Origin of the sequence: Cellulomonas citrea, assembly GCF_009829685.1 — a bacterium.
Classification (GTDB): domain Bacteria; phylum Actinomycetota; class Actinomycetes; order Actinomycetales; family Cellulomonadaceae; genus Cellulomonas; species Cellulomonas citrea.
In genome coordinates this window covers 1-21,217 of the sequence record NZ_VWSD01000022.1, presented here as the reverse complement: position 1 = coordinate 21,217, position 21,217 = coordinate 1, and the positions used below count along the sequence as shown (strand labels likewise).

Genomic DNA, 21,217 nt, shown 5'->3' with positions numbered 1-21,217 from the left:
CGATGGCCTCACGTCTGGCACCTCCGCGGGTCCCGTCCGGCGTCGTCACGCTGCAGGCGCCGCCCGAGCTCTCGGCGAGCGACGGCACCAGCTCCCTGCTCACCTCGATGCTGCCGATGCTGGGCAGCGTCGGGGCGATCGTCATGGTGACGATGACCAACTCGGGCACCACCGGCCTGCTCACCGGCGGGATGTTCCTGCTGTCCTCGCTGGGCTTCGTCGCGGCGAACGGCTGGCGGCAGCGGGCGCAGCGCTCGGCCCAGGTGGTCGACGCGCGGCGGGAGTACCTCACCTATCTCACGGACCTGCGGGCCACCGTGCGGGTCGCCGCACGTCAGCAGCGTCGGGCCGGCAACTGGCGCAACCCCGCGCCCGCGACCCTGGTGTACCTGGCCGAGGACCGCACCCGGGTCTGGGAGCGCGGCCCGGCCGACCCGGACTTCCTCGACGTGCGGATCGGGGTGAGCGAGCAGCCGCTGTGCCTCACCCTGCAGGCGCCGGACCTGCCGCCGCTGGCCCAGCTCGACCCGGTCTGCGCCTCGGCCGCGCACCGCTTCATGCTCACCCACGAGCTGCAGCCCGACCTGCCGCTCGCGCTGCCGCTGTCGCGCTACGCCCGGGTCGAGGTCACCGGGGGCGAGACCGAGGTGCGCGGCCTCGCCCGCGCCATGGTGATCGGGGCCGCGACGGCGCACCACCCGGAGAACCTCGTGGTCGCGGTGGTCGCCGACGCTGCGACGCTGCCGCGCTGGGAGTGGGCCAAGTGGCTGCCGCACACGCACTCGCGGCGCGTGCAGGACGGCATCGGCCCGGCCCGGATGATCGTGAGCTCCTTCGACGAGCTCGCCCGGCTGCTGCCCACCGAGCTGTCGGCCCGTCCTCGCTTCACCGGGGGCACCGGTCGTTCGCCGCACGTGCTCGTCGTCGTCGACGGTGTGCCGCGCCCCGTGCACGACCCGGTGTTCCGGGCCGACGGGGTCGACGGGGTCACGGTGCTCGACCTGCCCGCGCGCTGGGGCGCCCTCGAGGAGTCGGACACCGTGCGGCTCGCGCTGGACGCCGCGACCGGCACCGGTGAGGTCGTCGCGCTGGGCGACGCGGTCCGTGCGTTCACCCCGGACACCTGCAGCGAGGCCGAGGCCGAGGCCACCGCCCGTCGGCTCATGCCGCTGTACGCCGGCCCGGCCGCCGTCGAAGGACGCGGCACCGTCCAGCTCGACCTCACCGACCTGCTCGGGCTGCCGGACGTGCGTGACATCGACCTCGACGTGGCCTGGCGCCGGCGGCTGGAACGCGACCGGCTGCGCGTGCCGATCGGCCAGGACACGAACGGCGCCCCGCTCGTGCTCGACCTCAAGGAGTCGGCGCAGCAGGGCATGGGGCCGCACGGCGTGCTCATCGGGGCCACCGGCTCGGGCAAGTCCGAGGTGCTGCGCACGCTCGTGCTCGCCCTCGCGCTCACCCACTCGCCCGAGCAGCTCAACTTCGTCCTCGTCGACTTCAAGGGCGGTGCGACCTTCGCCGGGATGGCGGGGATGCCGCACGTCTCGGCGATCATCACCAACCTCGGCCAGGAGCTGTCGCTCGTCGACCGGTTCCAGGACGCCCTGCAGGGCGAGATCGTCCGCCGCCAGGAGGTGCTGCGCGCCGCCGGGAACCTCGCGAACGTCGGGGACTACGAGGCGGCGCGCCAGGCCGGGCGCACCGACCTCGAACCGCTGCCGGCGCTGCTCGTCGTGGTCGACGAGTTCTCCGAGCTGCTGGCGGCCAAGCCCGAGTTCGTCGACTCGTTCGTCAACATCGGCCGGGTCGGCCGGTCGCTGCACGTGCACCTGCTCATGGCGTCCCAGCGGCTGGAGGAGGGCAAGCTGCGCGGGCTGGACACCTACCTGTCCTACCGGGTCGGTCTGCGGACCTTCTCGGGTGCGGAGTCTCGGGCGGTGCTCGGCGTCCCCGATGCGGTGGACCTGCCCCGCGAGCCCGGCGTCGGCTACCTCAAGGTCGGCACGGACTCGATGGTGCAGTTCAAGGCCGCGTACGTGTCCGGGGCCCTGCCGGGGCGCGCGGGCACGCCGACCGGGGACGGTGCGCGCGCCGAGGTCGCCCGGATCGAGCTGTTCACCGCCGCGGCCGTGCCGGTCCGGGAGGTCGAGCAGCCCGCTGCGGCCGTCGCGGCGGTGCCGGCCGACGGACGCACCATGTTCGAGACCGCGGTCGAGCGGATGCGCGGACGCGGCCCGGCGGCGCACCGGGTGTGGCTGCCGCCGCTCGAGGTGCCCGAGAGCCTCGACCGGCTGTTCGGCGACCTCGTGGCCGACCCCCGGCTGGGCCTCGTCTCGCCCGGCTGGCGGGCCGCCGGTGCGTTCACCGTCCCGGTCGGGGTGGTCGACGTCCCGCTCGAGCAACGTCGCGAGCCGCTGCGGCTCGACCTGGCCGGGTCGGCCGGTCACCTGGCCGTCGTCGGGCGCCCGCTGTCCGGCAAGAGCACCCTGCTGCGCACCACCGTGGCGGCGCTCGCCCTCACCAGCACCCCCCGTGAGGTGCAGTTCTACGTGCTGGACTTCGGTGGCGGCTCGTTCGCCGGGTTGCGCGGGCTGCCGCACCTGGCGGGTCTGGCCACCCGGTCGGAGCCCGACATCGTGCGCCGCACGGTCGCCGAGGTGACCTCGATCATCGACGCGCGGGAGGCCTACTTCCTCGCGCACGGCGTGGAGTCCGTCGACTCCTACCGGCAGCGGCGGGCCGCCGGTGAGCTGGACGACGGCTGGGGCGACGTGTTCCTCGTCGTCGACGGCTGGGCGACGCTGCGCTCCGACTTCGAGGCGCTCGAGGCCGCGGTGCAGGCCATCGCGGCCCGGGGCCTCACCTACGGGGTCCACCTCATGCTGAGCGCGTCCCGCTGGATGGAGGTGCGCCCGCAGGTCAAGGACCTCATCGGGTCCCGGCTCGAGCTGCGCCTGGGCGACCCGGCGGACTCTGAGCTCGACCGCAAGGCGGCCGTCAACGTGCCCGCGTCCGCCCCCGGGCGTGGGCTGAGCCCGGCCCGGCTGCACACCCTGGCGGCGCTGCCCCGGGTGGACGGCTCGGGCGAGGCGGGCAGCCTGGCCGACGGGGTCGCCGACCTGGTGGCGAAGGTGTCCGCGGCGTGGACCGGCCCGGCCGGCCCCAAGCTGCGGCTGCTGCCCGACCGGGTGTCGCTGGCCCAGGTGCGCGACCAGGCAGGCCCGGACGACGGGCGCATCCTGCTGGGGGTCGACGAGGCGGCCCTCGCGCCGTTCGGCCTGGACCCGCGCACCGAGCCGCACCTGTACGTGTTCGGGGAGTCCGACTCCGGCAAGTCCTCGATGCTGCGGGCCTACGCCGCCGAGGTCCAGCGGCTCTACACCCCGCAGCAGGCGAAGATCTTCGTCGTCGACTACCGGCGGGCGCTGCTCGACGAGATCGACCGGGACTACCTCGGTGCCTACCTCACCTCCCACCAGCTCGCTGCCGGCGGGATGGCCGACCTCGCGGCGTTCTTCGGCACCCGGATCCCGGGCCCGGACCTCACCCCCGAGCAGCTGCGCACCCGGTCGTGGTGGTCGGGGGCCGAGGGCTTCGTGCTGGTCGACGACTACGACCTGGTCTCCACCTCGCAGGGCAACCCGCTGACACCGCTCGTCCCGCTGCTCGCGCAGGCCGGTGACCTGGGGCTGCACCTCGTGGTGGCGCGGCACTCCGGCGGGGCCGGCCGCGCGCTGTACGACCCGGTGCTGCAGCGGCTGTCCGATCTGGGCGCGACCGGCATGCTGCTGTCCGGCAACCCGGACGAGGGGCAGCTCATCGGTCGGGTGCGCCCCGTGCACGCACCGCCCGGCCGGGTCCAGGTGGTCAGCCGCGAGCGCGGTCTGTTCACCGGCCAGCTCGCGTTCGCCCCCTCCCGGCACGAGTGAGAAGCCCGGCCGGTGACCTGGGGCTCGGCCTGCCGACCTCGCCCCGCCGGTAGACTGACAGCCATGGCCACCCTCTCCCGAGACGAGGTCGCGCGCGTCGCGGCGCTCGCCAGGATCGACTTGAGCCCCACCGAGCTGGACCGGTTGGCCGGTGAGCTCGAGGTGATCGTCCAGTCGGTCACCCGGGTGTCCGAGGTCGCCACCCCGGACGTCCCGGCGACCAGCCACCCGCTGCCGCTGTCGAACGTGTTCCGGGCCGACGTGCCGGTCGCCCCGCTGGACCGCGACGAGGTGCTGGCCGGCGCCCCGGCCGCGCTCGACGGCAAGTTCCTCGTGCCGCAGATCCTGGGGGAGGAGGCATGAGCGCCGACCTCGTGCGGCTGTCCGCCGCGACGCTCTCCCAGGCGCTGGCCCGCGGTGACGTCTCCAGCGTGGAGGTCACCCGCGCCCACCTCGACCGGATCGCCGCGGTGGACGGCGACGTGCACGCCTACCTGCACGTGAGCGATGAGCAGGCGCTGGCCACCGCAGCGGGCGTCGACAAGGCGCGGGCCGCGGGCGAGGACCTGCACCCGCTCGCCGGGGTGCCGATCGCGGTCAAGGACGTCGTCGTCACCCGCGGGCTGCCGACCACGGCCGGCTCGAAGATCCTCGAGGGCTGGGTGCCTCCGTACGACGCGACCCTGGTGAGCCGGCTCAAGGCCGCCGGGCTGCCCATCCTCGGCAAGACCAACATGGACGAGTTCGCCATGGGCAGCTCGACCGAGCACTCGGCGTACGGCAACACGCACAACCCGTGGGACCTCACCCGCATCCCCGGGGGCTCCGGGGGCGGGTCGGCCGCGGCCGTGGGCGCCTACGAGGCCCCGCTGGCCATCGGCACCGACACCGGCGGCTCGATCCGCCAGCCCGCGGCCGTCACCGGCACGGTGGGCGTGAAGCCGACGTACGGCTCGGTGTCCCGGTACGGCCTCATCGCCCTGGCCTCGAGCCTGGACCAGGCCGGTCCGGTGACCCGCACCGTGCTCGACGCGGCGCTGCTGCACGAGCTCATCGGCGGGCACGACCCGCTCGACTCCACCTCGCTCACAGACCCGGTGCCGGACCTCGTCGGCGCGGCCCGGCTGGGTGCCGCCGGCGACCTGTCCGGGGTGCGCATCGGCGTGGTGCGCGAGCTGGGCGGCGAGGGCTACCAGCCCGGTGTGCTGGCCCGGTTCACCGAGTCGCTCGAGCTGCTCCAGGCGGCCGGCGCCGAGGTGGTCGAGGTCTCCTGCCCGCACTTCGACTACGCGCTCGCGGCCTACTACCTCATCCTGCCGGCCGAGGCGAGCAGCAACCTGGCCAAGTTCGACGGGATGCGGTTCGGCCTGCGCGTCGAGCCCTCCGAGGGTCCGGTCACGGCCGAGCGCGTCATGGCCGCCACGCGCGGTGCCGGGTTCGGCGACGAGGTCAAGCGCCGCATCATCCTGGGCACCTACGCCCTGTCCGCCGGGTACTACGACGCCTACTACGGCTCGGCGCAGAAGGTCCGCACGCTCATCCAGCGCGACTTCGCCGCCGCGTTCGCCCAGGTCGACGTGCTGGTCTCGCCGACGGCGCCGACCACGGCGTTCCGGCTGGGAGAGAAGCTCGACGACCCGCTGGCCATGTACCTCAACGACGTGGCGACCATCCCGGTCAACCTCGCCGGGGTGCCCGGCATCTCGGTGCCGTCCGGGCTGAGCGACGACGGGCTGCCGGTCGGGTTCCAGGTGATCGCCCCGGCCCGCGCCGACGACCGGCTGTACCGGATCGGTGCCGCGCTGGAGGCCGCTCTGGAGGAACGGTGGGGTGGTCCGTTGCTGGAGCAGGCCCCGGAGCTGGAGACGAACCGATGAGCGACACCCTGGTCGACTACGACGAGGCCGTGCGGCGCTACGACCCGGTCATCGGGCTCGAGGTGCACGTCGAGCTGGGCACCGTCACCAAGATGTTCGACGGGGCCGAGCAGTCGTTCGGCGACGAGCCGAACACCCAGATCACCCCGGTGAGCCTGGGCCTGCCCGGTGCGCTGCCCGTGGTCAACGGCACGGCCGTGGAGTACGCCGTGCGGATCGGCCTGGCGCTCGGCTGCTCGATCGCGCCGTCCTGCCGGTTCGCCCGCAAGCACTACTTCTACCCGGACCTCACGAAGAACTTCCAGACCTCCCAGTACGACGAGCCCATCGCCGCCGACGGTCACGTCGACATCGAGCTGGCGGACGGCACACCGTTCACGGTGGCCATCGAGCGCGCGCACATGGAGGAGGACGCGGGCAAGAACACCCACGTCGGCGGGCAGGGCGGGCGCATCCACGGCGCCACCTACTCCCTCGTCGACTACAACCGGGCCGGGGTGCCGCTCGTCGAGATCGTCACGCGGCCGATCGTCGGGGCCGGCGCCCTGGCGCCCGAGGTGGCCCGCGCCTACGTGCAGACGCTGCGCGACATGTTCCGGGCGCTCGGCGTCTCGGAGGCACGGATGGAGCGCGGCAACGTGCGCGCCGACGTCAACGTGTCGCTGCGCCCCACGCCGGACGCGCCGCTGGGCACCCGCACCGAGACGAAGAACGTGAACTCGTTCCGGTCGATCGAGCGGGCCGTGCGCTACGAGATCAGCCGGCAGGCGGCGATCCTCGACGCCGGCGGCACGATCGTGCAGGAGACCCGGCACTGGCACGAGGACCGGGGCATCACGAGCGCCGGCCGCGTGAAGTCCGACGCCGAGGACTACCGGTACATGCCCGAGCCCGACCTGGTGCCGATCGTGTGCGACCCGGCCTGGATCGAGCAGATCCGGCTGTCCCTGCCCGAGCTGCCGGCCGCCCGTCGTCGTCGGCTCACCGACGAGTGGGGCTACGCCGAGCCGGAGATGCGCGACGTGGTCAACGCCGGGGCGCTCGACCTCATCGAGGCGACCGTCGCCGCCGGTGCGAGCCCGGCCGCCGCGCGCAAGTGGTGGATGGGCGAGCTGGCCCGCACCGCGAAGACCCAGGAGGTCGACCTCGGCGACCTGCCGATCACGCCGGAGCAGATCGGTGCGCTGCAGCGGCTGGTCGACGCCGGCCGGCTCACCGACAAGCTGGCCCGCCAGGTGCTCGAGGGTGTGCTGGCCGGTGAGGGCGACCCCGAGCAGGTGCTCGTCGCGCGCGGTCTGGAGGTCGTCTCCGACGACGGTCCGCTGCTCGAGGCGATCGACGCGGCGCTCGCCGCCCAGCCCGACGTGGCCGCCAAGGTCCGCGGCGGCAACCTGGGCCCGGTCGGCGCGATCATCGGCGCGGTGATGAAGGCCACCCGGGGGCAGGCCGACGCGGCGCGGGTGCGCGAGCTGGTGCTCGAGCGCGTCCAGGCCTGACCACACGGGTGCGCCGGGCCACATCGCGTGCGCCCGGCCGCAACCTGGCCGTCACACCGGGTGCGTAGCATCGCGCGGCGGGTGGCGCCGCACGGTGCGCCCGGCCGGCACGAGGAGCAGGGATGGACAAGCCGACACTGACCGGCGAGATGCTGGTGCTGCGACCGCTCGCGGCGCGTGACGTCGAGGCGATCCTCGAGACGGTCAACGACCCGGAGGGGCAGCGCCTCACCGGTGTCACCACCATCTACACGCGGCGTGAGGTGCGCGACTGGGTGGGGCACGTCGCCTCGGCGAACGACCGCATCGACCTGGCCGTCACCATGCCCGGCAGCGACGACTACCTCGGCGAGATCGTGCTCGACCGGATCGACCGGCACGTCCGCTCGGCGAACCTGCGGCTGGCGATGCGGCCGGCGTACCGGGGGCGCGGCTACGGCACCGAGGCGATCGAGCTGGTGCTCGGCCTGGCGTTCGACGGGCTCGGGCTGCACCGGGTCGGGCTGGAGGTGCTGTCGATCAACACCCGGGCCAAGGCGATCTACGAGAACGTCGGGTTCGTCGTCGAGGGCCGGCTGCGGCAGGCGCACCTGGACGGCGACCGCTGGTGCGACGCCGTGCTCATGGGCATCCTCGAGGACGAGTACCGGTCCGGGCGGGTCGCCTGACGTGCTCACCGTCACCGTCCCCGACGAGGACCTGCTCGATCGGCTGTCCGGGCTGGCGGACCGCGTCGAGCTCGTGCGCTGGGACCTGCGCGACGCGCTGGACGCCGAGCTCGCCGCACGCGTGTCCATGGTGGTCATCGGGCACTACTGGACGACGCCCGACCGCTACACGCGGCTACGTGACCTGCCGAATCTGCGATACGTCCAGCTGCCGTCGGCGGGGTTCGAGCACGCCCTGCCGCACGTGCCCGCGGGGGTGACGGTGTGCAACGGGCGTGGGGTGCACTCGGCCGGCACCGCCGAGCTGGCCGTCGGTCTCGTGCTCGCGGCCCAGCGCGGCCTGGTGGACGCGGCCCGGGCGATGACCGAGGGCCGCTGGGCGAACCCCGAGCTGCCCTCGTTGGCCGACCGCCGGGTGCTGCTCGTGGGCGCCGGGTCGGTGGCCGAGGCGGTGGCGGCCCGGCTCGCACCGTTCGAGGTGCAGCTCACCCAGGTCGCCCGCACTGCCCGCGGCTCGGTCCGGTCGGTGGCTGACCTGGACGTCCTGCTGCCGCAGGCCGACGTCGTCGTGCTCACCGTGCCGCTGGACCGCACCACCTACCACCTGCTCGACGCCCGACGCCTCGCGTTGCTGCCGGACGGCGCGCTCGTGGTCAACGTGGCGCGCGGCAAGGTGCTGGACACGCAGGCGCTGCTCGCCGAGCTGTCCGCCGGGCGGCTGCGTGCGGCCCTCGACGTGACGGACCCCGAACCGCTGCCGTCCGACCACCCGCTGTGGCACGCACCGAACCTGCTCATCACGGCCCACCAGGGCGGCAACTCCGACGCCACCTACCCGCGGGTCGCGGCGCTGGTCGCGCGGCAGCTCGAGAACCTGCTGGCCGGCCGCGAGCCGGAGAACGTGGTCGCCCGCACCTGAGCCGGGCCGTGCGGCGGACGGCTCAGCGCAGCCGCGCGGCGGCCTCCAGCGTGACGAGCCGTTCGGCCGCATGGTCGACCATCGGGGCCGGGTACCCGGCCGGCGGCGGGTCGAGCAGCCACGGCCGGTGCACCACCGGACCCGGCACCCCGGCGAGCTCGGGCACCCAACGGCGCACGTAGTCCCCGTCGGGGTCGAACCGCAGCCCCTGCGTCACCGGGTTGAACACCCGCACGTACGGCGCGGCGTCCAGCCCGGTGCCGGCCACCCACTGCCAGCTCAGCTGGTTGTTGGCCGGCTCGGCGTCCACCAGCCGCGCGGCGAACCACGCGGCACCGCGCTGCCAGCGCACGTGCAGGTCCTTGACCAGGAACGACGCGACCGCCATCCGGACCCGACCGGGCAGCCACCCCTCGGCCCGCAGCTGGCGCATCCCGGCGTCGACGTACGGGTAGCCGGTGCGCCCGTCGGCCCAGGCCGTGAGCGCGGTGCGCTCGGCCGCACCGGTGACCCAGGCGTCGTCCGGCACCTGGGCGCGCAGCGACTCGTGCGCGGACCGCGGCTGGTGCCACAGCACATCGGCGTGGAACTCGCGCCACGCGAGCTGGGTGCGGAACCGGACCACGTCGGGGTCCTCGCCGGCCAGGTCGGCGAGCAGCGTGCGCGGGTGCAGCTCACCGAACCGCAGCGCCGCGGACAGGCGTGACGTGCCGGGCAGGTCGGCCCGGTCTCGGTCGCGGGCGTAGCGGTGCAGCCCGTCGGCGACGAACTCGGCCCAGCGGGCACGGGCCGCGCGCTCACCGGCCGGGGGCAACCGCGCCGGCGCCGACGGCGCCGTCGGCAGCGGCTCACCCGGTACCCGCAGCCAGGACACGGGCCCGGGGTCGGGCGCCGGTGCCGGCCACCCGTGCGCCGTCCAGGCGCGCAGGTACGGCGTGAACACCTGGTACGCCGTGCCGGCCCCCGTCCGCAGCAAGCCGGGGCCGACGGCGTACGGCGACCCCGTCGCGCGCAGCGGCACGGCCCCGAGCGCCGTGGCGACGGCCGCGTCCCGGCGCCGGCCGTAGGGCTCGGTCGCAGCGGCGACGTGCACCGCCCGGGCCTGCACCTGCCGCGCGAGCGCCGGCACCACGTCGACGGGGTCGCCGCTGCGCACCACGAGCGCGCCGCCCAGGTCCTCGTCGAGACGCTGCCAGGACCGCCGCAGGTACTCCAGGCGAGGTGCGGCATCGAGGGACCACAGCCGTCGGTCGACGACGACGAGCGGCACCACCTGGCCGTCGTCGGCGTCCGCGACCGCCGCCAGCAGCGCGGGGTTGTCGTGCAGTCGCAGGTCGCGGCGCAGCCACAGGATGGTCGGCACGCCGTGACGGTAGCCCGCGCCGTGCGGGCCCGCCCGGTGGCCGTCGCGGCGGGAGGTGCGCCGGGGCGGGCGGGCCCGCGTCCGGAACGAGTGGGTGACGGTCGGGTGCGGATGCGTGCATCTGACCGCCCCGACCGCCACCATAGGGCGGTGACCTCGGCTGACGCCCCGCAGCGGGCCCCGCGCACGTTCCTCGGCCACCCGCTCGGGCTGGTGACGCTGTTCAACACCGAGCTGTGGGAGCGGTTCAGCTTCTACGGCATGCGGGCGATCCTGCTCTACTTCGTCACCGACACGGCGGCGAACGACGGGCTCGGGCTCGACCAGGCGACCGGGACGGCCCTCGTCGCCGTCTACGGCTCGGCGGTGTACCTGCTGTCGGTGCTCGGTGGCTGGATGGCCGACCGCGTCATCGGCGCCCGCCGCTCGGTGCTGTACGGCGGGGTCGTCATCGCCTCCGGTCACGTGTTCCTCGCGCTGCCGGGCCATGCGACCGCCTACGTCGGCATCGTGCTCGTCGCCCTGGGCACCGGGCTGCTCAAGCCCAACGTGTCGAGCATGGTCGGCCAGCTGTACGGCCAGGACGACCCGCGGCGCGACTCGGCGTTCTCGATCTTCTACATGGGCATCAACATCGGTGCGCTCGCGGCCCCGATCGTCGTCGGTGCCGCGCGGGCGGCGGGCGGTTACCACGCGGGGTTCGCGGTGGCGGCGGTCGGCATGGCGATCGCGCTCGTGTTCTACGTCGCCGGGCACCGGTTGCTGGGCAGCGCAGGGCTGGAGGTGCCGAACCGGCTCACCCGGGCCGACGGCCCCGCGGTGGTGCGGCTGGTGGGCTGGGTGGCACTGGGCACCGCGCTCGCGGCCGTGGCCGGCTGGTTCGCGCTCGACAGCGGGTCGAGCGGTCCGGTCGGGCTGTCGGTGGCGATCAACGCCCTCGCCTACCTGGCGATCGGGGCACCGGTGGCCACGCTCGTCGTGATGTTCCGCTCGCCCAAGGTGACCGCGGCCGAGCGCACCCGGCTGCGGGCCTACGTCCCGCTGTTCGTCGCGGCGGTGTTCTTCTGGATGATCGCCGAGCAGGCCTCGTCCACGCTGTCGGCGTACGCGCGCGACCACACCGACCTCACCCTGTTCGGCATCGGCATCTCGCCCGAGCTGTTCCAGTCGGTCGGCCCCGCGGCGATCATCGCGCTCGCACCGGTGTTCGCCTGGCTGTGGGTGCGGCTGGGCGACCGCCCGCCGACGGCCGTCAAGTTCGCGATCGGCCTGGCGTTCGCGGCCGTCTCGTTCTTGTTCCTCGCGCTCATGTCGTGGCTCGCGGACGGTGGGCGCACCCCGGCCTGGGTGCTCGTCGTGGTCTACCTGGTGCAGACCCTCGGCGAGCTGTGCCTGTCGCCGGTGGGCCTGGCGGCCACCACGCTGCTGGCGCCCCGGGCCTTCCGCGGGCAGGCGATGGCGCTGTGGTTCCTGGCGACCGCGGCCGGCGACGCGATCACGTCCCAGGTGATCGGCGCGATCCCGCAGGCCGGTCCGGCGCAGTTCTTCGGCTGGACCGGTGCTGCCGCGCTCGTCGTCGCCGGTGCGATGGCGCTGCTCGCGCCGTGGGTCACGCGGCAGATCCGCGCTGGTCAGGACGTCGTCGACGCGGCCGGGCAGGGCTGAGGCCCGATCACACGTCGGACGCCGCCGCCAACGCGGCGTGGCTCGACGTACGGTGAACCGTCGCCACCGCGCGGTGGCCGTCCCGTGAAGGAGTGCCCACGATGAGCCGTCCGCTGCGCTCTCGTACGTCGACCGATGGCCGCAACATGGCCGGTGCCCGCGCCCTGTGGCGTGCCACCGGCATGGGTGCCGAGGACTTCGGCAAGCCGATCATCGCGATCGCCAACTCGTTCACCCAGTTCGTGCCCGGGCACGTGCACCTCAAGGACATGGGCGAGCTCGTCGCCTCGGCCATCCGGGAGGCCGGCGGGGTCGCCAAGGAGTTCAACACCATCGCGGTCGACGACGGCATCGCGATGGGCCACGGCGGCATGCTCTACTCGCTGCCCAGCCGCGACCTCATCGCCGACTCGGTCGAGTACATGGTGAACGCGCACACCGCCGACGCCCTCGTGTGCATCTCCAACTGCGACAAGATCACCCCGGGCATGCTCAACGCGGCGCTGCGGCTGAACATCCCGACGGTCTTCGTCTCCGGCGGCCCGATGGAGGCCGGCAAGGCGGTCGTGGCCGACGGCGTCGCGAGCACCCACCTCAACCTCATCAACGCGATCAACTACTCGGCCGACGACAACGTGTCCGACGCCTCCCTCGGCCGGGTCGAGGAGAACGCCTGTCCGACGTGCGGCTCGTGCTCGGGCATGTTCACCGCCAACTCGATGAACTGCCTCACCGAGGCCCTCGGCCTGTCGCTGCCGGGCAACGGCTCGACGTTGGCCACGCACACCGCCCGCCGCGAGCTGTTCCTGCAGGCCGGGCGCACCATCGTCGACCTGGCCCGGCGCTACTACGAGGACGAGGACGACACGGCGGCCCCGCGCGGCATCGTCACCAAGGCCGCGTTCAGCAACGCGATGACCCTCGACGTCGCGATGGGTGGCTCCACCAACACGGTGCTGCACATCCTGGCCGCGGCGCAGGAGGCCCAGGTCGAGTTCACGCTCGCCGACATCGACGCGATCAGCCGCCGGGTGCCCTGCCTGTCGAAGGTGGCCCCGAACCACCCGAACTTCCACATGGAGGACGTGCACCGCGCGGGCGGCATCCCCGCGCTGCTCGGCGAGCTGGACCGCGGCGGTCTGCTCGACCACGACGTCACCAGCGTGCACACCCCGACGCTGCGGGCCTGGCTGGACGCCTGGGACGTGCGCGGCGGCAAGGTCACCGACCAGGCGGTCGAGCTGTTCCACGCCGCGCCCGGCGGGGTGCGCACCACGCAGGCGTTCTCCACCTCCAACCGGTGGGAGTCGCTCGACACCGATGCCGCGAACGGCTGCATCCGCGACGTCGCGCACGCCTACACGGTCGAGGGCGGGCTGGCGGTGCTGCGCGGCAACCTCGCGGTCGACGGCGCCGTCATCAAGACCGCCGGTATCGACCCGGACGTCTTCCACTTCGTCGGGCGGGCGCTGGTCTGCGAGTCGCAGGAGCAGGCGGTCGAGAAGATCCTCACCAAGCAGGTCGAGCCCGGGCACGTCGTCGTCGTGCGCTACGAGGGCCCGTCCGGCGGCCCCGGCATGCAGGAGATGCTCTACCCGACGTCGTTCATCAAGGGCCGCGGCCTGGGCAAGGTGTGCGCGCTCATCACCGACGGGCGGTTCTCCGGCGGCTCGTCCGGCATCTCGGTGGGGCACGTCTCCCCGGAGGCCGCGGCCGGCGGCACGATCGGCCTGGTCGAGGACGGCGACGAGATCGAGATCGACGTCGAGTCCCGGCTCATCCGGCTCAACGTGAGCGACGAGGTGCTGGCCGCGCGCCGGGCGAAGATGGAGGCTTCGGAGAACCCGTGGCAGCCCGTCGACCGCGACCGCTACGTCTCGCCCGCGCTGCAGGCGTACGCCGCGATGGCGACGTCGGCCGACCGCGGTGCGGTGCGCGACGTGTCGCTCATCAAGCGCCGGTGACGGGGCGGTCCGTGGGCCGCACGCACGCTGAGGCGGTCCGGTGCCCGACTGGTTGACCCACCTGTGGCGGACCGTCACGTCCGCCCAGCCTGCGCCGTCGCTCACGCTCGTGCTCGCCACGGCGGGTGCCGCGGTGCTGGTCCTGGCGGTGCCGACGGCCTGGCACACGGTGCGCCACCTCGTCACGATCGTGCACGAGGCCGGGCACGCGGGTGTCGCCGTCCTCGTCGGGCGGCGGCTGTCCGGGATCCGGGTGCACTCGGACACCTCGGGGCTGACCACGACGCGGGGGCCGGCGCGCGGCCCGGGCATGGTCGCGACGCTGCTCGCGGGGTACACCGCACCCGCGGTGCTAGGGGTCGCCGTCGCGTGGCTGGTCTCCCGGGGGTATGCCGTCGGGGCGCTGTGGTTGCTCCTGCTGCTCCTCGTGCTCGTGCTGCTCCAGGTGCGCAACCTCTACGGGCTGTGGGCGGTGCTCGTCTCGGGGGCCGTCCTCGTGGCGGTCACCGGGTGGGGGTCGGTCACGCTGCAGGTGTGCGTCGCGCTGCTCGCCACCTGGGTGCTGCTGCTGGGCGCGCCGCGCGCGGTGCTCGAGCTCGCCTCGTCGCGGCGCCGTCGCCGTGGGGCGGACACCTCCGACGCGGGGCAGCTCGGGGCGCTCACCCACCTGCCGGGCGGGTTCTGGGTGGTGGTGCTGGGCCTGGTCACGGTCGGTGCGGCGGTGCTGGCCGGACGCTGGCTGCTGCTCACCGTGCCCCGCTGAGCCGCTTCCCCTGCCCCGTTGAGCCGCTGGTTGGGCCGCCGGGGCAGGTCCGCGGCAGCGACAGGCCCGTGTGAGGATCATCCGGTGACTGTCAGCCCCGACGACGCCCCCTGGTGGACCCGCGCGGTCGTCTACCAGATCTACCCCCGGTCCTTCGCCGACTCCGACGGCGACGGCGTGGGTGACCTGCGCGGCATCCTCGAGCACGTCGACCACCTGGCCGACCTCGGCGTCGACGTCGTCTGGCTGTCGCCGATCTACCGCTCGCCGCAGGACGACAACGGCTACGACATCAGCGACTACGACGACGTCGACCCGCTGTTCGGCTCGCTGGCCGACCTCGACGCGCTCATCGAGGCGCTGCACGCGCGCGGGATCAAGCTCGTCATGGACCTCGTGGTCAACCACACGAGCGACGAGCACCCGTGGTTCACCGCGTCGCGGTCGGCGACGGACGACCCGCGGCGCGACTGGTACTGGTGGCGGCCGGCGCGCCCCGGCACCGTCCCCGGTGCCCCGGGTGCCGAGCCGACCAACTGGCGCTCGTTCTTCTCCGGCCCCGCCTGGCAGTACGACGAGGCGACGGGCGAGTACTACCTGCACCTGTTCAGCCGCAAGCAGCCGGACCTCAACTGGGAGAACCCGCAGGTCCGCCAGGCGGTCTACGCGATGATGCGGCGCTGGCTCGACCGCGGTGTCGACGGCTTCCGGATGGATGTCATCAACCTCGTCTCCAAGGTGACCTCGCTGCCGGACGGGGTGGTGGGCGTCGACGGCCTGGGCGACGGCAGCCCGTACTACACGTGCGGGCCGCGCATCCACGAGCTGCTGCACGAGATGCACGAGGAGGTGTTCGCCGGCCGCAGCGGGCAGCTGCTCACCGTCGGCGAGACCCCGGGCGTCACCCTGGCCGACGCCGTGGCGTTCACCGACCCGGCGCGCGGCGAGGTCGACATGGTGTTCGCCTTCGAGCACGTCGACCTCGGCCGCGGCCCGGGCGGCAAGTTCGACCCGGTGCCGGTGCGGCTCACCGAGCTCAAGGAGGTGCTGGGCCGCTGGCAGGCCGGGCTGGGCGAGGTCGGCTGGAACTCGCTGTACTGGTCCAACCACGACCAGCCGCGGGTGGTCTCGCGCTGGGGCGACGAGTCGCCGGCCAGCGCCAAGGCCCTGGCCACCCTGCTGCACCTGCACCGCGGCACCCCGTACGTGTACCAGGGGGAGGAGCTGGGCATGACGAACGCCCACTTCACCGCCGTCGAGCAGTACCAGGACATCGAGGTGGTCAACTACGTCGCCCAGGTGCGCGCCCTCGGCCTGGTCGACGAGGCGCACCTGCTCGCGGGTCTGGCGACGACCAGCCGGGACAACGCCCGGACCCCGGTGCAGTGGGACGCCGGCCCGAACGCAGGTTTCACGTCCGGGGAGCCGTGGCTGACCGTCAACCCGAACCACGTGCGGATCAACGCCGCCGCCCAGCGGCAGGACGAGACGTCGGTGCTCGCGCACTACCGTCGGCTCATCGCGCTGCGGCACGACGAGCCGACGGTGGCCCTCGGCGACTTCACGATGCTGCTGCCGGAGCACGAGCAGGTCTACGCCTTCACCCGCCGGCTCGGGGCGGACCTGCTGGTCGTGGCCGTCAACGTCGGTGCGGAACCGGTCGAGGTGGACCTGGGGGTGCCGGTCGAGGGCGCCGAGGTGGTGCACGCGACGCACCCGGACGCCGTCGCCCCGGGACCAGGCCCGCTGCGGCTGCGCGGCTGGGAGGCGCTGGTGCTCCGTCCGCGGGGCTGAGCTCAGCGGCCGTCCTGCATCGGCTCGGCCCCGGCGCCGACGGGTGTGACGTCGCGCTCCTGCAGCGCCTGGGCGACAGCCTCGCGCACGCGGGCCTCCTCGCGCTGGTGGCGGCGCGTGCGCACCCGCCGCAGCACGACGGGTGCGCCCACCCCGGCGCCGACGAGCAGCAGCAGGAGCGCGACCGCGGTCCACGGCACGGCCCAGGTGTGCGCCGTGGCTGCCACCGGGGTCAGCGTCGAGGTGGACCCCGAGGCGTCGGTGACGACGGGGACGAGGGTGGCCGTCGCGGCGATCCGGAACGACGGCAGCACCCCGTGCACCGGCACGGTGACGGTCCAGGACTCACCGGGCAGCAGCTGCGGTGCGGCGTCGAGCGGCGGTGCGGCGGTCGGCCACCAGCCGAACGGCCCGGTCACCGTCGCGGCCTGCTGGGCCGAGAGCAGCGAGTTGCCGGTGTTGCGGATCGTGTAGGTGAGCGTGGCGTCGCCCGACGCGAACGGGTTGGTGCTGCCGGCGTAGCTGAGGTGGACGTCCTGCACCGCCATGCCGGGGGTGAGCGCACCGCCGACCCGCAGCGCGATCTTGATGCCGAGCCGGCGGTCCACGGTGATCCCGGCGGCCGCGTCGGGCTGGGTGAGCGAGGTGATGACGCCGCCCGCGTAGTCGCCGGGGGTGGCCCCGGCCGGCACGTCGAGGGTGAACGGGACCTCGACGGACGCGTCCGGCTGGACCGTCACCGTGGCCGTGGCGGTGCGCACCCAGGCGCCGATCCCGGTCGAGGTCGTCCCCTGGGTGACCAGGTCGAGCGTGCCGGTGTCCGCGGTGAACCCGTCGGCGGCGTAGACCGCGAGGTCGAGCGGGGCCGTGCCGTGGTTGGTCACCACCATCGCGTCGTCGACGTGGCCGCCGGGGTCGACGTTGTAGCTGTAGCTCGTGCGGTTCGAGCCCAGCGGGGAGGAGACCGTGCGGACCGACCAGGCCACGTCGCCCTCGTCGGCGGCTGCGCTGGTCGCCAGGGCCGTGCCGGCGCCCGACATCACCAGGAGGGTCGCGACGGCGGTGCCGACCAGTCGGGCGAGGGCGCCGGGGCGGGTGGGGGACACGTGCATGGCGGTGGTCCTTCGGGTGCGGCGTGGAGGCGGGCCGTCGGCGCCGCCGCGGGACGCCTGGTGGGGCGGGCGCCGTCCGGCGCCCGCCCCACCAGGTCACGAGGCCCTGGTCAGCTGCTCAGGGCGGTGATCGTGAGCGTGGCCCGGTAGCTGCCGGCGTCCACGCTGTCGGGGACCTTGAGGTCCAGGTCGGCGCTCAGCTTGCCGGTGCCGCGGTCGTGGCCCTGGACGGCCGAGCCGAGCACCTGCGAGGTGGACAGACCGCTGCCGCCGTCGTAGCCGGAGCCGACCGAACCGGCCGCGGTCGCGCCACCGCCGGGCTGGACGACCTTGGGCGTCCAGCCGAGGAACGAGCCCGAGAACGTCTTGGACCCGTCGGTGAAGTCGCTGATCGAGGCCGAGACCGACCACGGGGCGCGGGTGCGCCGGGTGTCGGACACGCTGATCGGGTTGAGCTGGCCGAAGGCCTGGAAGTAGTCGATCCCGTGCTCGACGGCCGTGCCCAGGTTGACCAGGGAGTTGTGGCCGTCGATCGTCCAGCCGAACTCGCCGGGCGTGCCCTCGGGGACGGCGACCTGCAGGTCCTGGCCGGCACCGTGGTCGGGGTGCAGCGTGACCGCGTCGACGACGGACCCGACGGGCAGCGCCGGGGCGGAGCCGTTGGCCGGGCCGCACCACAGCACCTTGCCGCGCTCGACGGCCGCGTTCGGGGCGGCGCAGGTGCCCGAGCGGACGGTCTCGACGACGAGGGCGTCGTCCTTGACCTCGACCTTGGTGTAGGTGCGCACGTGCTCCTGGTTCTCCACCGAGTTGTACCAGTAGCTGTCGGGGTTGAGCGGGTCCGCCCCGTTGCCGGCGCCGGAGGTGCCGGACGAGTCGGGTGCCGTGAGGTCGTAGTACTTCGAGCCCGATGCGGAGTTGGCGGTCACGTAGAGCACCCCGCCGGGGCCGGCGAAGACGTCGGAGGCACCGGGCTGCTCGGTGGCGTCGGCCTTCTCGCCGTTCTTGATGAGGTACGACCGGGAGTAGCTGTGGTCGTGGCCCTGCAGCACGAGGTCGACACCGAGGGTGGAGAACGCCGTCGGGAAGTCCAGCCGGCGGGTCTTGTTGTCGGAGTCCTTCGCGTGGTCGGCGGGGGAGTAGATCGCGTGGTGGTAGACGAGCACGGTGTACTTGGCCGCTGCGCCGTGGTCGTGCACGACCTGGGTGACGTAGGCGATGTGCGCCGCGTCGCCGCCGCCGCCCTGCGCGGTGGAGTAGCTGTTCGAGTTGAGGTCGATGAACAGCACGTCCTTGTAGATGTACCAGTAGTCACCGCCCGAGGTGTTCGAGGACGGGTTCCCGTTGGCGTACAGCCCGGCCGAGTAGTCGGTGTTGGGCGTGACCATGTGCTGCTGGTAGGCCCGGGCGCCCACGTCGTGGTTGCCGATGGTGGCGGCCCACGGATACTGGCGCAGCTTGTCGGGGGCGAGGAAGGCGTTCCACTGCGTCTCGTTGCTGGCGGCGTCGACCTGGTCGCCGCCGGAGACGAGCAGCTCGGCCTTCGGGTTGGCGGACAGGGCCACGTCGAGCGTGTCCTGCCAGCCCGCCTGGTCCTTCGCGACGTCGCCGGACGAGCCGATCTGCGGGTCGCCGAAGAACAGGAAGTCGTAGTTGCCCTCGAAGGACTGGGTGCTGAACGTGTACGTCGGGGACCAGGCCCCGTCGGTGCCGACCCGGTAGGAGTAGGCGGTGTTCTGCGCCAGGCCGGTGAGCGTGGCGTGCCGGTTGTAGCCGGTGCCGGCCGCGACGTTGGCCGAGCCGGACGCGGCGAACGTGGTCGCGCTGGTCGGGTAGGTGTCGCCGTTGACCTGGGCGGTCGGGGCGAGCTGGACGACCTGCGCGGTGTCGGCCGAGGCGTACCAGCTGACGATGCGCTGCGACTCGTCGGCGCCGACGCCCAGGATGATCCCGCTGGCGGTCGAGGCGGACGGGGCGGTGTCGGCGAGGGCCGGGGTGGCGGCGAACCCGCCGACGGTGAGGGCGACGCCGAGCGCGACGACGCCGAGGCGGCGGCAGCCTCGCTGGAAGCTCCCGCCGGGAGGTGTGCTGTGGGAGGTCATTCGTGGTCCGTTCTTCGTGGTCCGAGGGGCGGCCTGGCTCAAACGGGTGAAGCGGTGCAACCCGGACAATGTCGCTTCCTGAGGTGAACCTGAGCCGTCCCTGTGGGTGCTCGGACGTTGCGCAGGTCCGAACAGCAGCCGCCGGACCGTCGGGTCAGGCCCCGGTGACCCGTTCGACGAACCAGAGCAGGCCCATGGCGGCGACGACCGCCGAGAGGGTGCCGGTGGCCCACAGCCCGGCCCGGGCCGAACGGTGGCGCAGCAGCGACAGCAGCGGGAAGACGACCGCGATGATGCCCAGCTGCACCACCTCGAGCCCGACGTTGAAGACGAGCAGCGACCACAGCAGCGCCCAGGACCACGGCTCGTCGATGCCCAGCGCCCCGGCGAACCCGAGCCCGTGCACGAGGCCGAAGCAGAACACGACGCCGAGGCGCACCCACCCGGCGCGGTCGAGGCTGAACGGGCCGCCGGCGACCTCGAGCTCCCCGGCGTGCACGCCGCGGCGGCGGATCTGCCACAGGTGCCAGCCCGCGACCACGGCGATCGACAGCGCGATGGTCGGCTCGACGAACGCGGCCGAGACGTGCACGAGGCCGGTGGCCGCGAGGATGAAGGTCACGGAGTGGGCGAGCGTGAACGTCGTGGCGGCCAGCACGATCTCACGCAGCCGGCGTGAGCCCGCGATGACGGCGAGCAGGAACAGGATGTGGTCGAGCCCGCCGAGCAGGTGCTCGGCCCCGAGCTTGAAGAACTCCCAGAACCGCTCCACGGTGGACTGCTCGGTGCTGAACGACGGCTGGCCGGCGTCGAGGGCGGCGCTGCCGTGCTGCAGGTCCAGGTCGTAGGTGACGATGGTGCGGGTGCCGCGCACGTAGCCCTCGGTGTCGGGGAACAGGGTGCTCGTCACCTCGTGGGACCCGCTGGCCACCGGGCAGGTGAGGTCGAGCACGAGCGTCACGTACGGCACCCCGTCGCGTGGGGCGACGGTCACGTCCCCGACCTGGGCGGGGGTGCAGGCCTGGCCGCCGGAGGCCACGGTGAACCGCGGTGCGACGTAGCCGAGCACGGTGGCCGCATGGGCGTCGAGGGCGCCGGCCTGGGCGGTGGGGTCGCCGTCGTCGAACGCGGCGGTGCCGTCCTGGAAGAGCGCGTCGTCGTGCTGGGCGTCGGCGGCCGAGACGACGAGCAGGTCGTACTCCAGGGCGAGCTCGGCGCGCACGTGGCCACGCTCGGGTGCGGTGACGGTGGCGTAGACCACCGAGCTGAAGCCGTGGGCCTGGGCCGGGCTGGCGGTGAACCAGGCGAGCAGGGCGGCGAGCGCGCAGGCGAGGGCGAGCCCGTGGTGGTGGCGGGGGTGCGAGGGCACGGTGTTCCTTCCGTCGGCCCGCGCAATCTGCACCGACCGGGTGAACGCCGGAGGGACCGTTGACGAACGCCCGCGGAAGGTTGGTCGCCGGTCCCGCGGGGGCGGTGCCGCGGGTCGTCCGGCTGGGGTACGAAGGGCGCGTGCTCCCTGCCCCGAGACGTCCGCGCGCCGCGCGCCGGTCCGTCCGCGCCGG

At 73.7% G+C, this 21,217-nt stretch carries 14 protein-coding genes; 10 read left to right on the top strand and 4 right to left on the bottom strand.

The window, feature by feature from the left end:
• Window positions 1–2: 2 nt before the first annotated feature.
• From eccCa to F2B26_RS04430, 6 genes are all read left to right on the top strand, one after another.
• Window positions 3–3,932, top strand: coding sequence for a type VII secretion protein EccCa (eccCa, locus tag F2B26_RS04455; protein WP_159806860.1), 3,930 nt, complete (start codon window positions 3–5; stop codon window positions 3,930–3,932).
• Window positions 3,933–3,995: 63 nt separating this feature from the next.
• Entirely contained in the window at window positions 3,996–4,295 is a 300-nt protein-coding gene (gatC, locus tag F2B26_RS04450) for an Asp-tRNA(Asn)/Glu-tRNA(Gln) amidotransferase subunit GatC (RefSeq protein ID WP_159806858.1), read from the top strand.
• On the top strand, window positions 4,292–5,809 hold the full coding sequence (gene gatA, locus F2B26_RS04445; RefSeq protein WP_159806856.1) for an Asp-tRNA(Asn)/Glu-tRNA(Gln) amidotransferase subunit GatA: 1,518 nt from the start codon (window positions 4,292–4,294) through the stop codon (window positions 5,807–5,809). The genes gatC and gatA overlap by 4 nt, the downstream gene beginning before the upstream one ends.
• Window positions 5,806–7,305, top strand: coding sequence for an Asp-tRNA(Asn)/Glu-tRNA(Gln) amidotransferase subunit GatB (gatB, locus tag F2B26_RS04440; RefSeq protein ID WP_159806854.1), 1,500 nt, complete (start codon window positions 5,806–5,808; stop codon window positions 7,303–7,305). The genes gatA and gatB overlap by 4 nt, the downstream gene beginning before the upstream one ends.
• Before the next feature lie 122 nt (window positions 7,306–7,427).
• Window positions 7,428–7,973 (top strand): GNAT family N-acetyltransferase, encoded by a 546-nt coding sequence (locus F2B26_RS04435; RefSeq protein WP_159806852.1) that lies wholly within the window; start codon window positions 7,428–7,430, stop codon window positions 7,971–7,973.
• A gap of 1 nt (window position 7,974) precedes the next feature.
• On the top strand, window positions 7,975–8,892 hold the full coding sequence (locus tag F2B26_RS04430) for a 2-hydroxyacid dehydrogenase (RefSeq protein ID WP_159806850.1): 918 nt from the start codon (window positions 7,975–7,977) through the stop codon (window positions 8,890–8,892).
• Between the two features lie 22 nt (window positions 8,893–8,914).
• Here the strand turns inward: F2B26_RS04430 and F2B26_RS04425 are convergent, their stop codons facing one another.
• Entirely contained in the window at window positions 8,915–10,255 is a 1,341-nt protein-coding gene (locus tag F2B26_RS04425; RefSeq protein ID WP_159806848.1) for a cryptochrome/photolyase family protein, read from the bottom strand.
• A 111-nt stretch (window positions 10,256–10,366) separates the two neighbouring features.
• Here F2B26_RS04425 and F2B26_RS04420 point away from each other — a divergent pair, with 111 nt between their 5' ends.
• From F2B26_RS04420 to F2B26_RS04405, 4 genes are all read left to right on the top strand, one after another.
• The gene (locus F2B26_RS04420) at window positions 10,367–11,920 is read left to right on the top strand and encodes a peptide MFS transporter (RefSeq protein WP_159806846.1); all 1,554 of its coding nucleotides are present in this window, start codon (window positions 10,367–10,369) and stop codon (window positions 11,918–11,920) included.
• A gap of 101 nt (window positions 11,921–12,021) precedes the next feature.
• On the top strand, window positions 12,022–13,884 hold the full coding sequence (ilvD, locus tag F2B26_RS04415; RefSeq protein ID WP_159806844.1) for a dihydroxy-acid dehydratase: 1,863 nt from the start codon (window positions 12,022–12,024) through the stop codon (window positions 13,882–13,884).
• Between the two features lie 40 nt (window positions 13,885–13,924).
• Window positions 13,925–14,647, top strand: coding sequence for a M50 family metallopeptidase (locus F2B26_RS04410; RefSeq protein WP_201292603.1), 723 nt, complete (start codon window positions 13,925–13,927; stop codon window positions 14,645–14,647).
• Between the two features lie 84 nt (window positions 14,648–14,731).
• Complete coding sequence (locus F2B26_RS04405; protein ID WP_159806842.1) at window positions 14,732–16,441, top strand: alpha-glucosidase; 1,710 nt, start codon at window positions 14,732–14,734, stop codon at window positions 16,439–16,441.
• A 2-nt stretch (window positions 16,442–16,443) separates the two neighbouring features.
• Here F2B26_RS04405 and F2B26_RS04400 read toward each other — a convergent pair whose 3' ends face one another.
• The 3 genes from F2B26_RS04400 to F2B26_RS04390 form a co-directional block, all read right to left on the bottom strand.
• On the bottom strand, window positions 16,444–17,553 hold the full coding sequence (locus F2B26_RS04400; RefSeq protein ID WP_159806840.1) for a WxL protein peptidoglycan domain-containing protein: 1,110 nt from the start codon (window positions 17,551–17,553) through the stop codon (window positions 16,444–16,446).
• A gap of 110 nt (window positions 17,554–17,663) precedes the next feature.
• Window positions 17,664–19,655, bottom strand: coding sequence for a fibronectin type III domain-containing protein (locus tag F2B26_RS04395; protein WP_159806838.1), 1,992 nt, complete (start codon window positions 19,653–19,655; stop codon window positions 17,664–17,666).
• A 154-nt stretch (window positions 19,656–19,809) separates the two neighbouring features.
• Window positions 19,810–21,024: a HupE/UreJ family protein gene (locus tag F2B26_RS04390; protein ID WP_159806836.1), complete on the bottom strand. Its 1,215-nt coding sequence runs from the start codon at window positions 21,022–21,024 to the stop codon at window positions 19,810–19,812.
• Window positions 21,025–21,217: the final 193 nt, after the last annotated feature.

Excerpts from the sequence above, each read along its gene's own strand:
- eccCa (WP_159806860.1), top strand. The coding sequence starts at position 3 with ATGGCCTCACGTCTGGCACCTCCGCGGGTCCCGTCCGGCGTCGTCACG.
- gatC (WP_159806858.1), top strand. The coding sequence starts at position 3,996 with ATGGCCACCCTCTCCCGAGACGAGGTCGCGCGCGTCGCGGCGCTCGCC.
- gatA (WP_159806856.1), top strand. The coding sequence starts at position 4,292 with ATGAGCGCCGACCTCGTGCGGCTGTCCGCCGCGACGCTCTCCCAGGCG.
- gatB (WP_159806854.1), top strand. The coding sequence starts at position 5,806 with ATGAGCGACACCCTGGTCGACTACGACGAGGCCGTGCGGCGCTACGAC.
- F2B26_RS04435 (WP_159806852.1), top strand. The coding sequence starts at position 7,428 with ATGGACAAGCCGACACTGACCGGCGAGATGCTGGTGCTGCGACCGCTC.
- F2B26_RS04420 (WP_159806846.1), top strand. The coding sequence starts at position 10,367 with ATGCGTGCATCTGACCGCCCCGACCGCCACCATAGGGCGGTGACCTCG.
- ilvD (WP_159806844.1), top strand. The coding sequence starts at position 12,022 with ATGAGCCGTCCGCTGCGCTCTCGTACGTCGACCGATGGCCGCAACATG.
- F2B26_RS04400 (WP_159806840.1), bottom strand. The coding sequence starts at position 17,553 with ATGCACGTGTCCCCCACCCGCCCCGGCGCCCTCGCCCGACTGGTCGGC.
- F2B26_RS04395 (WP_159806838.1), bottom strand. The coding sequence starts at position 19,655 with ATGACCTCCCACAGCACACCTCCCGGCGGGAGCTTCCAGCGAGGCTGC.